General features: G+C 33.4%; 12 protein-coding genes. 2 read left to right on the top strand and 10 right to left on the bottom strand.

Annotated features, from left to right (window positions below):
- Positions 1 to 266: 266 nt before the first annotated feature.
- From OZP07_RS03275 to OZP07_RS03245, 7 genes are all read right to left on the bottom strand, one after another.
- Complete coding sequence (locus tag OZP07_RS03275) at positions 267 to 638, bottom strand: transposase (RefSeq protein WP_281637276.1); 372 nt, start codon at positions 636 to 638, stop codon at positions 267 to 269.
- A complete protein-coding gene (locus OZP07_RS03270; RefSeq protein ID WP_281637275.1) occupies positions 619 to 1,452 on the bottom strand; it encodes an endonuclease/exonuclease/phosphatase family protein in 834 nt (277 codons plus the stop codon). Before OZP07_RS03270 ends, OZP07_RS03275 begins: the two co-directional genes overlap by 20 nt.
- A gap of 190 nt (positions 1,453 to 1,642) precedes the next feature.
- Entirely contained in the window at positions 1,643 to 3,160 is a 1,518-nt protein-coding gene (locus OZP07_RS03265; protein WP_281637274.1) for a SusD/RagB family nutrient-binding outer membrane lipoprotein, read from the bottom strand.
- Positions 3,161 to 3,197: 37 nt separating this feature from the next.
- Positions 3,198 to 6,608: a SusC/RagA family TonB-linked outer membrane protein gene (locus tag OZP07_RS03260; RefSeq protein WP_281637273.1), complete on the bottom strand. Its 3,411-nt coding sequence runs from the start codon at positions 6,606 to 6,608 to the stop codon at positions 3,198 to 3,200.
- Between the two features lie 122 nt (positions 6,609 to 6,730).
- Entirely contained in the window at positions 6,731 to 7,672 is a 942-nt protein-coding gene (locus OZP07_RS03255) for a FecR family protein (RefSeq protein WP_281637272.1), read from the bottom strand.
- A gap of 118 nt (positions 7,673 to 7,790) precedes the next feature.
- On the bottom strand, positions 7,791 to 8,255 hold the full coding sequence (locus OZP07_RS03250; RefSeq protein ID WP_281637271.1) for an RNA polymerase sigma factor: 465 nt from the start codon (positions 8,253 to 8,255) through the stop codon (positions 7,791 to 7,793).
- Between the two features lie 616 nt (positions 8,256 to 8,871).
- Entirely contained in the window at positions 8,872 to 10,311 is a 1,440-nt protein-coding gene (locus tag OZP07_RS03245; RefSeq protein ID WP_281637270.1) for an FAD-dependent oxidoreductase, read from the bottom strand.
- A 409-nt stretch (positions 10,312 to 10,720) separates the two neighbouring features.
- Between OZP07_RS03245 and OZP07_RS03240 the strand changes: the two genes are divergently transcribed.
- Both OZP07_RS03240 and OZP07_RS03235 read left to right on the top strand, forming a co-directional pair.
- Positions 10,721 to 11,098 (top strand): ankyrin repeat domain-containing protein, encoded by a 378-nt coding sequence (locus tag OZP07_RS03240; RefSeq protein ID WP_281637269.1) that lies wholly within the window; start codon positions 10,721 to 10,723, stop codon positions 11,096 to 11,098.
- A 113-nt stretch (positions 11,099 to 11,211) separates the two neighbouring features.
- The gene (locus OZP07_RS03235) at positions 11,212 to 11,748 is read left to right on the top strand and encodes a hypothetical protein (protein ID WP_281637268.1); all 537 of its coding nucleotides are present in this window, start codon (positions 11,212 to 11,214) and stop codon (positions 11,746 to 11,748) included.
- Positions 11,749 to 11,995: 247 nt separating this feature from the next.
- Here OZP07_RS03235 and OZP07_RS03230 read toward each other — a convergent pair whose 3' ends face one another.
- From OZP07_RS03230 to OZP07_RS03220, 3 genes are all read right to left on the bottom strand, one after another.
- Positions 11,996 to 12,397 carry a hypothetical protein gene (locus tag OZP07_RS03230; protein ID WP_281637267.1) on the bottom strand — a complete coding sequence of 134 codons (402 nt, stop codon included), beginning with the start codon at positions 12,395 to 12,397 and terminating at the stop codon, positions 11,996 to 11,998.
- A 155-nt stretch (positions 12,398 to 12,552) separates the two neighbouring features.
- The gene (locus OZP07_RS03225) at positions 12,553 to 13,293 is read right to left on the bottom strand and encodes a hypothetical protein (RefSeq protein WP_281637266.1); all 741 of its coding nucleotides are present in this window, start codon (positions 13,291 to 13,293) and stop codon (positions 12,553 to 12,555) included.
- A 305-nt stretch (positions 13,294 to 13,598) separates the two neighbouring features.
- Complete coding sequence (locus tag OZP07_RS03220; protein ID WP_281637265.1) at positions 13,599 to 14,759, bottom strand: tetratricopeptide repeat protein; 1,161 nt, start codon at positions 14,757 to 14,759, stop codon at positions 13,599 to 13,601.
- Positions 14,760 to 14,855 lie beyond the last annotated feature (96 nt).

Genomic DNA, 14,855 nt, shown 5'->3' with positions numbered 1-14,855 from the left:
CCAGTAACCTTCCTACTTCTTCATTTATTACTTTGCCTATAACAGCTACCAGATGTTTTTATCTTTTTCGGAAGCATACTATGTATTTAGCACAACTCATTTTTTTAATAAATTGTCTGGGGCTAAGCTTCAAAAAGAGAAAATCTTTTTTAGCTTTGATAATAAAGAATTCGTTTTGTGTTACTAAAAGTAGTTGTGTTTAATAAGTCGTATTGGTATTATTTAATGAATAATGTTGAGGTATATATTCTAATATGACATTTGAGTTATATATTTATTTCCTTGTTTTCTTCAAAGGAATAATTAAAGGTTGGGATTAAATAATAAAGTAGAAGTATGGGCTGTTTTGATATACTAAGACAAAGTTTTAATCGATTAAAATTTTGATGAGTGTCAAAATAATTTAAAAAAACATCTAAAATATTTTTTATAAAACGAAAGCAAGAATATATAGCAGTAAATCTGTGGAGCAGTAAAAAATTAAGCATAAATATTAGTGAGCCTAAAAGGAAAAATTCTACATTTCTTACACCTCTCAACTGAGATCTAAAAGCTTTTATTTTGGCATTGAAAGATTCTGCCGAAGCATTAGTACTTCTGTTATCAAAATTTTTTAGCCTATTTATAATCCAGCTCAATATAAACGGGCAAGTGATCTGATGGATATTTTAGATCTTTTGAGTCACTTAAAACAGCAAATTTTTTCACTTTTAATTTGCTGTCATCGGATATAAAAATATAATCCAGTAAAACGGTTACTGGTTCATTGTGCTTAAAACCATTAAATGTGCCAGAAGGTCCAAAAGCTTTTACCTCGGAAAGATCGCGGGTGTCTTTCATCTCCTGTTTTAAAATTGAAATTACTTCAGATGCGGGTTCAGAATTAAGATCTCCCATAAAAACTACTGGATATATTTTTTTGTCTAACTCTTTTATTTTTGAAAGAATAAGCTTTATTCCATTTGTTTTCGCCTGAACTCCAATATGATCTAAGTGAGTATTAAAGACCCAAAAAAGCTGTTTAGTTTTCAATTCCTTAAATAAAGCATAGGTACACACTCTTGCATAAGCGGCATCCCAGCCTTTTGAAATTTCGTTGGGCGTTTCCGAGAGCCAAAAAGTATTGCTCGATAGCATTTTAAAACGCTTATGCTTGTAAAAAATATTTGATGACTCCCCTTTTTCAACACCATCTCTTCCTATACCGACAAAATTATATTGACGAAGAGCTGCTGCAATATCATTTACCTGATTTGGTAACGCTTCCTGAACCCCAAAAATATCTGGGTCATAAAACTGAATCTGGGCAGTAAAAAAATCCTTTCGGTGTGTCCAGTCATTCTCCCTATCACTTGCTAAATCCAGACGAACATTATAAGTCATCATCTTTATGTTCTGAGCATTAATCTGAAATGCCCAAATGAGTAATACCAGCCATTTTATTTTTTTCATGTTCTTAGTTTTATGGTTACTTCGATTGATTTTCAATATTTTAAAATTATTTTTCCTTTAAACAATCTCAATAGGCACTTCCAAAAAAATGCTCATCAAGAAAATCCTTTTTAATATTTTAAAAAACGCTGCTCCAAATAAATAGAACAGCGTCAAAAAAAACTAACTAATTGATTTAAAAAACTTATTGCTAATCAGCTAACAGCCACATCTTTTTATTAATTTCGTCATAACCACCATACTGTCTGTTCAAAGCTTCATTCAAATTTTGACTATTATAATTCAACTCCGAAGATGGATATAAATATCTTACTGGTAAATCAGCAGGACTCTTAACATTTAGATTGGTAACTGGATCAATTTCAAAGTCAGGATATTTTGTTCTTCTATATTCAAAATAAGCCGTTTCAGCATCAACTAAAAAATTAAGGAGGTAACGCTGCAGCCAGATTTGTTTGAGCTGGCTGTCTTTATCCGAAGCAAATGATGCTTTTCCTGCAAAATAGTTATCAATATCACTTTGCATAATTGGATTTCCGTGGGCAAAGGAAGCATCTGTGCTCATAACATTTGTTAGAGCCGCTCTAACTCCATTTTCATAATACTGCTGTGCACTGCCGGTACTTATCCATCCCTTAATACGTGCTTCTGCCAGAATAAGTTCTTGCTCGGCATAAGTGAGCATTCTTCTCGGCTCACTATTCTGTTTTGTCTGATACCTTAAATTTATTTTAGAATAATTTCCTTTGCTATAATTGGCATTCATCAGTCCATAGTCTAATGATGTTTTCACGCCTATGTATGCTTCCATATCATTAGAGGCATATCCGGCAATTAACTGAGAAGCAGAAGGTTCTCCAAAATAAAAAAGACGCTTGTCTTTCAATTCTTTAAGGTTTTTAACAACTGTTGTACTCAAAAGAGTTCTTCCTGTAAACATATCGTTAGTACTATATAAAGGATGTGAATTTATGCTGCCGTACTCCAGACCAAAATAATCAGAAGCTTTTTCCAGTAAGACATTGTCATTAACAATAGCTAAAAATCTTTGTTTAATTTTTAAATCAACATCGTTTTCTTTAGCACTTAAACTCATTAGAACCTTAAGTTCAAATGCATTACAGGCTCTTTTCCATTTAGTTGGATCTCCTTGAAAGACAGTTGGATCTCCTTGAAAAGAAGCTCCTTTAGAAAAATCTGCATTTGCCAATTCTAATTCATTAAGAATGCCAATGAATACATCTTTCTGCAGATCGTACTTCGGTTTATAATTGCCCTGACTTCCTTGGTTAGCCTGACTGTATGGAATATCTCCCATTTTCATGGTGAGCAGGTAAAAAGTATATGCCCGTATAAAATGAGCGACTCCTTTATATGAATTTTCTGCTGGATCCCCTTTCGCAAATTCCAGCATTTTATCAATATCCGGCAAAATTGTCATCTTATTGAAGCTTGAATTTGTTATAAAATTATACTGGGTTCCCAATTGTCCTTCATTCGCATAACCAACATATTTTGGCAAGGCATTTTCAGAAATATATTCTTTCGAATCAGCACCCTGATATTTAGCAATGCTCAGGATAATGTTTGTGCATAACAAAGAAGCACTTACTTGAGTTGGAGTATTGGGGTTTGTATTAATTTCATCAAAATTACTGCAGCCTGCCAATATAAGTATCCCTGCAATAGCGGTGATAATTTTTTTCATATCTATAGTTTTAAATTATTTGTTGCTTTTAATCAATTTAAAATTCAAGTTTAACATTACAGCCTACAAATCGTTGAGATGGATCGCTAAAATTATCAGAGCCTCCGTCAGGGTCTGAATATTTGAAATCTTTGGCCCAAAGAAATAAGTTTTGCCCCACAGCAGATATAGAAGCATTCTTAGCTCTAATAAAATGGCATGCCGTCTGCGGAACATTATAAGTTAAAGAAAGTTCTCTTAGTTTCAGGAAGGTTGTACTGTATGTATCGTAAGGAGAAGGTGTCCCACCCCAAGCATTCCCTTTATGGACTCTTTTAACATAGTTTTCATAAGTTACATATACATCGTTGGCTGCATATTGACGAGTATCACTGGTTATCTCTCCATAAGAATTATAAATTACATTCCCAGAAACCACTTTCACTCCATCGCCCAAATAATTACTTGTACCCGTAGTAGCGTCCTTATATCGAATATCGTTTACCGAATCAGGATGGTTGCCAGATTGCCACATATACATTTCGGTAGTTGTTTGGGCTAAACCTCCAACTCTGCCGTCCATAGAAATGTTTAAAGTAAAGTCTTTATATCGAAGTGATGATGTTAAACCCCATATCCAATCTGGATCAGCGTATCCATGTACTGATTCATACGATGAGTATACAGGCAGTCCGTTTTCATAAATCATGTTACCTTTTCCATCTTTCAGGAATTCATTCAAAACAAATGCATCTGCTCTCTTGCCTACTTTTACCCAAGGCTTATCAGCAGAAAACTGCGGATCTAATTTTGTATAATAACGTGCGTATTTAGACCAATTGGCCGTTAGATCCCATTGCCAGTCTGTAGTTTTTACAGGTGTGACACTTAGTGTAAGTTCAAAACCTCTTCGGGTAATTTCTTCGTTTATGTTAGTATAATTGGAGCTAAAACCAGATGCACTGCTTACACTTGTCGCTTTCAAAAAGTCAAACATTCTTTTGGAATAAAAGGTAAAATCTAAGGAAGCCCGCTTTTTGAACAGATTTGCAGCTGTACCCACTTCCCAAGTACTTGAAGACTCTGGTGCTACTTCATTTCCTCTTACTGTATCTGGATATGAGGCAGAATTAGAACTACCCCAGGCATTTGTTGTTATGTTGTATACCGAATTGGAATCGTAAACACCTGCTGGTGTCTTTGACGATGTCCAAGAACCACGAAATTTCCAAAGAGACAACCAATCGTATTTTGGTAAAATTTCAGAAACCATAAAACTGCTGGATATAGACGGGTATAGGTATGAACGTGTAGATTTTGGCAAAGTTGAACTCCAGTCGTTTCTTAAAGTACCTTCAAGAAACAGTATACTTTTCCATGATCCCGCAAGTCTTCCGTACAAACTATTAACTTGTCTCTTGTAAATTGTCGAATTTACAAGGGCACTAGTAACTGACGATTTTAATGAATAAAAACCTGGGATAGTAAGACCACCTTGGGTTCTGGCTTCAATACCTTGATCTTCGGTATAATAAATAGTCCCTCCAAAGAGGCTCTCAATATCAAAGTCCTTAATTTTTTTATTTCCGGTCAAAATAAAATCGGTGTTTGAACTATAACCACTTCCCATACCTTCATTGTACGAACCTTTTAGCGATTCTCCCCAAATCTCAGAACCGTTTAAAATAACAGTAGAATTACCAGCTCCTTGAAGTGATCCTCTAGATATACGTATAACCTGCTTATTATTGTAAGTATCAAAACCTGTTCTTAAAACAGCATTCAATCCTGGTACCAATTCATAAGTTCCCGAAACAAAACCGTTGAAAACCTGACGATCAATACTATGCAGCCTTTCATATCTGTCAAAATAAGGATTGTTATTTGTACCTGTATAACTATTATTTTGTGTTTCATTTTTCACAAGCCAATAATCTTTGTAATCTCTTAAATCATAATCTGGAGAAGACCAAATCAGTATGCTGTACATTGGGTCATAACCTTTGTAACCATTAAATCCAATATTAGGCGAAGTCTGCTTGTTTATGGATACTGAAGATGATAATTTGAACTTATCCATATCTATATCACCGCCCAAAGTATAAGTGTATTTATCATATTGAGAATTAGGATACTGTCCTTTATTGGATACCCAAGTAGCAGAAGATCGTATACTGCCATGTTCGCCTTGCTGGGTTAAGCTAAAATTATTATTAAGAATATAGCCCTGTTCTAAGAAATTCTTAAAATTATCCTTTCCGGTCGCAAGATATGGCATCTGCTTATTTGCTTTACTAATGGGATCCCACTGGATAACATTCTGCCCCTCCATTGGTACACCCCAAGAGCCAGTTCCTTTATAAATATTAGTGACTGCATCTATCTGTCTTCCAAAAACAGTTTGCGTTTTAGGAATAGCTAAGTAACCAGCAGTGAACATTGTACTGCTGTTTACAGAAACTGCAAGTCCCTTCTTATCTCTGCCTTTTTTTGTTGTTACTACAATTGCTCCACTTGCGCCTCTATAACCGTATAGAGCCGAGGCGGTTGCGCCCTTAAGCACGTTCAAACTTTCTATATCATCAGCAGGAATATCTCTAAGCGTCATATTTCCATACGGCACACCGTCTATAACTAATAATGCATTTTCTCCACGCAGCTCTACTGTTGGAGCTTCGGCAAACTCAGTGCTGTTTTTTACCAGTAAACCAGCAACCCTTCCTGTTAAAGAAGTCGCAACGTCAATCCCTTTGACCGTTTGAACAGAAGAACCCTGTACTTTTTGCATAGCATAACCAAGTGCTTTTTCTTCTCTTTTGATACCCAATGCCGTTATTACCAATTCCTTTAGCATTTCTGCTTCTTCGGTAAGAATTACATTGATTTTATTTTCCTGTCCAACCGTTTTTTTAATCGTTTTAAATCCTATACAAGAGAAAACGAGAATTTGGCCTTCTTCTGCCTCAATAATATAACTGCCATCAAAATCAGTTTGAACTCCAAACGATGTTCCTTCAACAAGGATTGAAGCTCCTGGGATTGGCTTGCCTGAATTATCGGTAACCTTACCTGAAATTTTTATCTGTTTTGCTAAAACAGGCATTGTTTTATCTCTAATGGAAGTATTTGGCTTAAAAGTAATTAAACCATCATTTATTTGATAAACAACTTTGAACTTAGCCGCTGCCTCTTTAAGCAATACTGCTAATGTGTGTGTCCCAGAACTTACAGGAGTCTGCGTTTTTAGTTCTGCTACTTCATCTGTATATAGAAGAGAATAATCAGTTTGACTTTCAATAGCCTTAAACAATGATTTAAGCTCATAAACATTTTTTGAAACTGATACAGGGGTAGATTCTGTACTTTGCGATTTAATTGCTTCCGCAAATGTCAGCTGTGTCAATAAAGCAGCCAATAAAAAGAATAAGACCTTCTTTTTATTGTTATTTTTTTTTGTTACAAGATACATAATTTGAATATATTTGTTTTATGTTAATTATTTTCAATTAATACAACCCGATAATTGGTGGCCGCCATGTTCGGGTTTTTTGTCTTTACATAGTTAAGTAATATTTCATCTTTTCATAGGCATCAGTTTTTACAGGGTTTAAGTCTTATATTTATAGTGTCCTTTTTGGTTATAACAAAATCCATATCGTTAATGAAACGAATAGCATTTAAGATTTTTTCTATATTATTTCCAGAGAAATTACCACTAATGGTATTGCACTGATAAAGAGGTGAATCTAGTTTTAAAACAACATTGTACTTTCTTTGAAGTGTCAGCAGTACTTGATCTATATTGGCATGATCAAAAAAGACCCTGCCGTCTTTCCATGCCAAATAATCTGAAGATTCTATAGTATTGTATCTAACTAAAGAACCTGTCTTATCATCATAAATAACCCTTTGATTTTTAGTAATAATCTCTGAATTTGAAGAATGCAGATCTGTAACCTGAACCTTTCCAGACACTACCGTTACCGAAGGAATCCCTTTTTCGTAATTTGTTACGATAAATCGAGTTCCTAAAACCTGAGTTTTAAAATGATTGGATGAAATTATAAAGGGATGTTTTTCTTTATGCATTACCTCAAAGTAAGCTTCTCCTTTCAAGCTGACAGCTCTTGAATTTTCTCCGAAATGTTCAGGATAGATAATACTGCTCCCAGAATTTAAGTAAACAATTGACGAATCGGGCAGCATCATTTTTTTTTGTTCACCAAATTTGGCAGCAACAGTAATATAGTGGTTGGTATTAAAAACAGAATTGAAAGTAAGCCACAAAGTTCCCAAAAGAATAATAGCTGCTACAGATGCAATCATTCTGTAAAAATTGGTCATCTTTTTTTGTCCTAATTTTTTTTCAATTCTAAATAGGATACGCTGTCCCACAGCATCAGTATCAATATTGGATTCCTTAATACCATACTCTTGTATTTTGGAAAAATAAGTATTTACCGCTCTTGCTTCTTTTTCTGAAGATTTGCCTTCGCTGTATCTTTTAAAAAGATGCCTGTATTGTTTACCCATGTGTACTATTTTAAAATAAGTTCTTTATTAGTATAGTACACGAAAAGGAGCTAGCACCTATAAAATATAATAAGGATTACAATTTGTTAACATTCTTAACAAAAAACAGCAAAAGAGATTACAGCGAAGAACAGACAATAAGCAGGCCTAATAATTTAATGCGGTAATTATCCCCAGCCTTCAATAATTTAAGAGCTTTATTTATCTGATTTTCAACAGTACTGATCGATAAATTCTTTTGTTCCGCAATTTCTTTAATGGTCATATTATCATAAAATCTAAGCGTAAAAATATCAAGGCATTTTTTAGGTAAAATTTCACAAGCCTTTTGTTTCACTTCCTCGATTAATAGTTCTTTTGAAAGTTCAATGGCTGGTTCTTCTTCAATTAACTGTAACACTTCTTCAAAAATCTCTAGCTCAAAAGCTGTTAATTTTTTGGACTTAAGCTTTTTTGCACACTGATTTCTAACAGCCTGAAATAAATAAGCGGTAAAATTTTGTATATCAGTTTCATTCATTCGCAGCCAAAAATCGATAAATATCTCTTGAATAATATCTTCAGCCGATTGTTTATCCTTCATAATATTAAAAGCAAAAACATACAGCGCTTTCCAATTTTGTTCATAAACTTTATTGAAAACAAGTTTTTTATTTATGAAAGTATTGTGTGCCATATTCAAAAGATAAATTTAAAATTACTGCAAAGCTATAAGTCACTTTGCAAATCTCTCCTGTATGAATATGATGTTTTGATTAAATTTTTTATGCCTCGCAGAATCTTATTAAAAAAAGGTGAGCCTCCTTCATTCTAGTACAAATCAAACAGTATAAAATTGAAACCAATAGATTCACTGCAAACTGAATCAGTCTTCTGCTAACTAATAACCTTTTCTTCTAATTCTAAATTAGAAATTGGTTGATACACAATGGAAAGTGCAAGAATTACGCAGAATTTGGCAAAGGCTGGCATGATGCAAGCACAAACGGTCGTTAAGGATGATGTTATGACTATTCTTGGTCGTCCTAGTTTGACAATAGCAGAATGGGCAAAGAAAATTTTAATTTAGTCCTATATTAGTAATCAAATGCATAATTTTATACTTTCAAAAAACATCAAAATAGGTATCAAGTGTTCGATTATAATCCCTGACAGCCCACCAAGAAACTCCTTAAGAAATTAAGGATTTTTTTTATGCTTCATTTTTTCTTTAAACACCGCCCTCTCGGCTCATCACCCTCATGAAGCACAATTTCGGAATGCAGGAACTCTGCTGCATCGGCTGAATCTTTTACTTTGACAGCACTTCGCTTTAACATTTCTGCTTCAAATTCCGTCAGAACACTTTCTCTAATACCCGCTTTCCTCCATTGCGATAAAGGCCGGCATTCTCTTGTGATTGTCCGAGCCAGCATGAGCGCATCCAGTAAGGCCTGATTTGCTCCCTGTCCTTTGAATGGACTCATTGGGTGGGCAGCATCGCCAATTAGTGTAACCTGTCCTGCTTTCTTCAGCAATTCTGGCTTTAGTAATTGCCGGTCATATACCGGATAACCTGAAATCTGAGTTTCTAATGTAGCCTCTAATATCTGTGGTATGGGATCGTGCCACTGGGTTCTGCGGCATGCTTCTTCCTTGAGTGCCTGAGTGCCTTTTGCACTTAATGTCCTGGCTTCTTCTTCGGTCATTGGAAAACTAAGCTGCCACATCACCGAATCTGATGTATAAGGCATCATGTAAATCCTTTCATGACCATTAGCCGTTTGAAATACAGTTGCCGAGTCCAGTAAAGAACTGCTATTATCTTCCAAAGCCTGCAAAGGACAAATACCCAATATTACAATACAGCCAAGGTAACGCAAAGGAGCAATTTCCTCGCCAATCAGCAGTTTTCGCACGGAACTGCGGATACCGTCAGCCCCTACCACAAGATCTGCACTGCAATTTTTTATTTCGCCTTTTACCAAAAAACTTAAATCAACGCCTTCTCCCTCCGATTGTTTCAAATCCACTAGCAGATGTCCCCACTGTACTGCATTATGCCCTCCAAGCTGTTCCAGTAAAGCTAAACGCAAGGACTGCCGTGCGATATGCACATTTGATCTTTTCTGAGATGTTTTCGAATCTGACTGTATCCACTTTCGGACTCCCCATTCCCCAATCACTTTTCCTTCTGTAGTATGTACCAAATGCCTTGTTGAAACCACTCCTTCTTCTAATGAAAAAATCCCCAGTCCTTCAATCGCTTTACTGGCTTGCTGCAAAGTAAGTCCGTAGCCTTGTGACCGGGCTTCGAAATGAGTATCACGCTCAAATAAAGTAAATGGAATTCCTCTGTGCAAACAAGCGACAGCCAGTGCCACGCCTCCTATGCCTCCTCCAATAATTGCAACATGCGGGTAATTTTCTTTATTGGGTACAGGACTGCTGGCAGCAGGAAGCAAACCAGATCCGTTACAATTCAAACATGGGTATAAATGCCCCTTGGGACGAACTGGAAAGGTACCTTCTTTCGTTTTTTCAAATTGATCGACGGCCGTCTGGTAACGAAGTTTCACTTTCTTGCTGAGTCTTTGTCTTTTTTGCCCACGCCCCTGACATTCCTCACAAATAGTCCAGTTCCCAGCTGTATTTTTCATTTTTTTCACTTCCTCTTTATTTAACTTGATTGGCAACATGCAAAAAAACTCTGCCAATACAATTGCTGTCAAACCTAATCATAAAGCAACAATTATACCTTTCATTAGCTCTTTATTTAACATGAAACCTTTGCATTTCAGTGCATGCCACTTGTAGTTGTGCAAATTTAAGACAAAAGATCTGAGTACAAAACGGCTTTAGAATTTTCAGAGAAAATCAAAACTATTAGAATATCCGCTAAAGAATCTCATTGCGTTAAAGTCAATAAAACAATTGCACTTGTTAATAAAAAGTTAATTTTAAGTACTATGTGATACACAATACCTTTTTTAAGACATATATTTGCATAGGATATTATTATATGATCCAAATTATTAATCAATCATCAATCAAAAAAAATTAATTATCATGAAAAAATCAATCGTTTATTTAGGAGTAGCTTTAATCACAGCAACAGGTGTTTTATCAGCATCAAATCAGTATTCATTTTCAAATGGTTTACATAAAACCGAATACACAGAAACAGTTTCTCCCTTGAGTATTGCTATCTGTAAAGGAGATTTAAACAGTGTCAAAAAGTTTATCGAATATGGTACAGATATAAATGAAGTTTCAAACGGAATGACTCCTTTAATGGTCGCAGCCCGTTATAACAAAACCGAAATCATTAAATTTTTATTATCAAAAGGTGCCGTTTCTACTGCAAAAGACAAAAATGGGTTTACTGCTTTAAAATTTGCAGAACTATCTAATGCTCACGAAGCTGCCGAACTTTTAAAAAAATAAACCGAAGAAATTATAAATGAGATATCATTGATAATGGTATCTCATTTTAAAAAATCAATCATCAATCAATCATCAATCATCAATCATCAATCATCAATCAAAAAACATTAATCATGAAAAATTCAGTTTTAATCTTAGGAGTTGTATTAGTATCATTTTCAACTATTTCTAATGCAAAAAACACAGTTAACCTGCCATACCGTTCATTTAAAAACATCACATTATCTGATGATTTTTTAACAGAAACTAATGGTACAGCAAAATTTGGAAAACCTTCTTTGGCAAATAATGCTGAAGTTTTTAATCCTGAAACAGTAATTGCCTATAATCCAAAAACTATAAAAGAAATCATTATCGAAGGCAATAAAATTGTAGAAGCTACGGATTCTGACGAAATAGAATTTTTGGAATATGAAGAATCAATGCGGGAACTAATTGCTCAATCCGATTTAGTTATTGAAAGCACCGTTTCTGATACAATTTACCCGCTTCACATTGAAAGAACAATCTCTGACGAAATAGCCGAACTTGAATTAATTATCGAAAGTAGTGCTGCAGATGAGGTAAAACCATTGGACTTTAAAAAAATCAATGGCGATTCTATCATGATTAATTCCATCAGTACTAAAAAATTTATCGGTATGAATTAAAGATAAAGAAGTAATCTAATATTTAGAGCGTTTTAAAGCATTTTTACGAAAGATGAACTGTAGCTGCAAACGCTGTGATTCAAATTCATGCAGGTACTCGCTGCAAACGAGCTCCAGTGGGGATTTGCGGCTAAATTGAGCCCATTACTCGGATTTGCGCCCCGAGCGGTAGCGGACAGGCGAAGCAAATCTCACAAATACAAAACCAACTTTTTATTAAGCCCATTGTCCAAATCTATTGTAGCTGTTAATGGCGACCTATATTTTCATTTATAACCTTATATCCAGTTTTTCGAATTTTGATTCTATCTGTAATTTCCTTATCAAAATATATTTCATTTATCTCTGGTTTAATCTTCGAATATTTAATTAAATAAAAATGATCTAGTTCAGCAGGAATGCTATTATATCCAACTGAGCTATAAAAAAGTTTACCATTTACAAAATATTTATATCCAATGTATTCATTTTCTCCATATGCCTTTATTGTTTTAGCAATTGTCCATACACAATCACCACCCAAATATTTTTTACTCTCACTCTCATAGTTCTTGAGTGTATATATAAAAAAGACAATGCAAATAAGGAGAACAATTAATTTTCCATATTTCGATATTTCTTTATGAATGAAGTTTCTATTAAGATTCATTTGTTTTCAGGTTACCACTAACGAGTTGCTACTACAGCGGTTTTGGGATTAAATTAAGCCTTATTTTCGGATTTGCCTAAACTTTCCAAATACAAAACCATTTTTAAATTAAGCCTATTGCACAAATCTATTCTAGCAAGTGTTGGCAGTAGTATTTATTTTAAGGGTGATTTAATTTCAAATTCTTTCCTCTTTTTCTTTGATATTTTTGTCGTTACATTATGGCTATTCAAAGGAATCATAATTGGATAATCAGCAAGGTAATTTACATTTACAAATTTTCCTTTAGTGTAGTTATAAATGTTAAAAAGCCAATAATTGTGTTTTCCGAAATTTTGAAAACTTTGAGTTATGATTTCATATTTTCCATCGTTATTAAAATCTCTTTCAAGTCTATTTTCAAAATTCTCATACATATCTGTATAAATAAACTCTTTAAATGTTTGGTCTTTGTTTTGAAATAAAATAGCAGTTTGGCAATAAACATTATAATTTCCACAACCATAATTTGGAAATATTATTTTTAAATCCTTTAAACCATCTCCATTAATATCTTCAACATATATAGGCAAAGGCTCTGAAATAGATTGTGTATTAATTTCAAATCTATTAACCATTCTGTTGTTTCTGTAGACTTTTAATATGCTATATTCGATACTGTCTGTTAAAGAAAAAGCAAACGTTTGTTCAATTTTTAATATTGTTTTTTTAGTATCAAATTCAGAAATTAAGATTTCCCGCAACATTGGTAATGAATCTTTAGGATTTTCTATAGTTTTCCATCCTTTATATTCTTTAAACTTTATCGATTTAATTTTTTCGAATGGATATTGTGCTTTAGTAACTAAAGAGACAAAGAAAAACATTATAATAAGTATGTTACGTCGTTTTTTCATAGTATTGACTCCAACTCCCCTTGCACAAGAGGATTGAGATTTAAATTAAGCCTTTATTTTCGGATTTACCTAAACTTCCCAAATACAAGACCATTTTTAAATTAAACCAAATGCCCAAATGTCTTGTAGCAAGTGTGGCTGTTGCACAACTCAAAAATAAGTAATATTGGTCAAGAAATGCAAAATGCATAAATTGCATTTAACCGACGTATAACATGTTTATAATTAGATATTTGTAAAAATAAATCAAAATTAAACTAAGAGTTAGTTGTACAACAGCCACAAGCGTTATGTGATGCCCATATCTACGATATATTTGTCGATAAAATTAGTTCATCAATCATATGAGTATCTTCGTCTAACTCTTTTGATTTCAAAAATAATTCTCTTGCTTTTTCTATTTCCCCAATATCAAAATGGTAAATTCCAAGATTTCGATATGAATATGAATTATTTTTGTCAAGTTTAATAGACTTTTCTATGTCTGCTAAACCTTCGTTAATTCTTCCTGTTTTAATTTTCGAAAGACCTCTGTTATTATAAGAATAAGCAAAAAATTCATCAACTTCAATTGCTTTATCAAAAAGCGGAATTGATTCTGAATATTTTTCGAGTAAAATCAAGGTAAAACCTTTGTTATTTAAAGAATATACATTTTCAGAGTTTAGTTCGATAGATTTACTATAAAAATATAAGGATTCATCATTCATATTTAGTCTACTATAAATAAGCCCTCCATTTGAATAATCATCCGAAGTTAATTTGAATTCTTGCTCAAAATTATCAAATAATTCTTTTGCTCTTTCAAAATTTTTGATTTGCATATTTGCAATGATATTTAATCGATAAATATTTTCATCTTTTAATTTCATCTTTAGAAAGTAATTAAAAAGATTTATTGATTTCTTGTATTCTTCTTTATTAAATAAATCAATTGCTTCAGCATATTTATTTGGAAATTTTCTGTATTTAAAAAGCTTAGATAATGTGTAACCATCATTGTAAGTTATAGTTCTGTCAAATAACTCAATTGGTTTTTTATCAGGTATTAGATTTCCAAATAAATCTAATATTGAGATTGCGAAAAATATTAGTGCGAAAAGCAAATATAAATCACTAAAACCTTTTAAAAGTGCTACATACAAATAGAGTGTGGCAAAAATAGAAGAACAAATTGGCCCAGTTAAAACATAAATAATTTGTTTATTAATTGAAATATTTTCTGCTGATGGAACACACAAACCATTTTTCCAAGATAGCATTTCATAACTTAACCACACATCCAAAAGTCCAATTCTGAAATTTATACTTTTCTTTGGATTTCCATATGAGCCGATGTATATAGAAACTTTTTGTTTTGTTAATATGATTGCTGGAATTGCGTGTCCAAGTTCGTGTAAAATCACAACTATGCCTCTCACAATTGTTAGTAAAAGAAGTGATTCAATTATAAAAGGTAATTTCATTTACGGATTTTCTTGATGGATATCTCATAACGTCCCCTTGCTACAAGAGGTTTGGGGTTAAATTAAGCCTTATTTTTCGGATTTGCCTAAACATTC

Origin of the sequence: Flavobacterium marginilacus (assembly GCF_026870155.1) — a bacterium.
GTDB classification, from domain to species: Bacteria; Bacteroidota; Bacteroidia; order Flavobacteriales; family Flavobacteriaceae; genus Flavobacterium; species Flavobacterium marginilacus.
The sequence above is the reverse complement of the archived record's forward strand: the minus strand, read 5'-3'. Positions and strand labels throughout refer to the sequence as shown.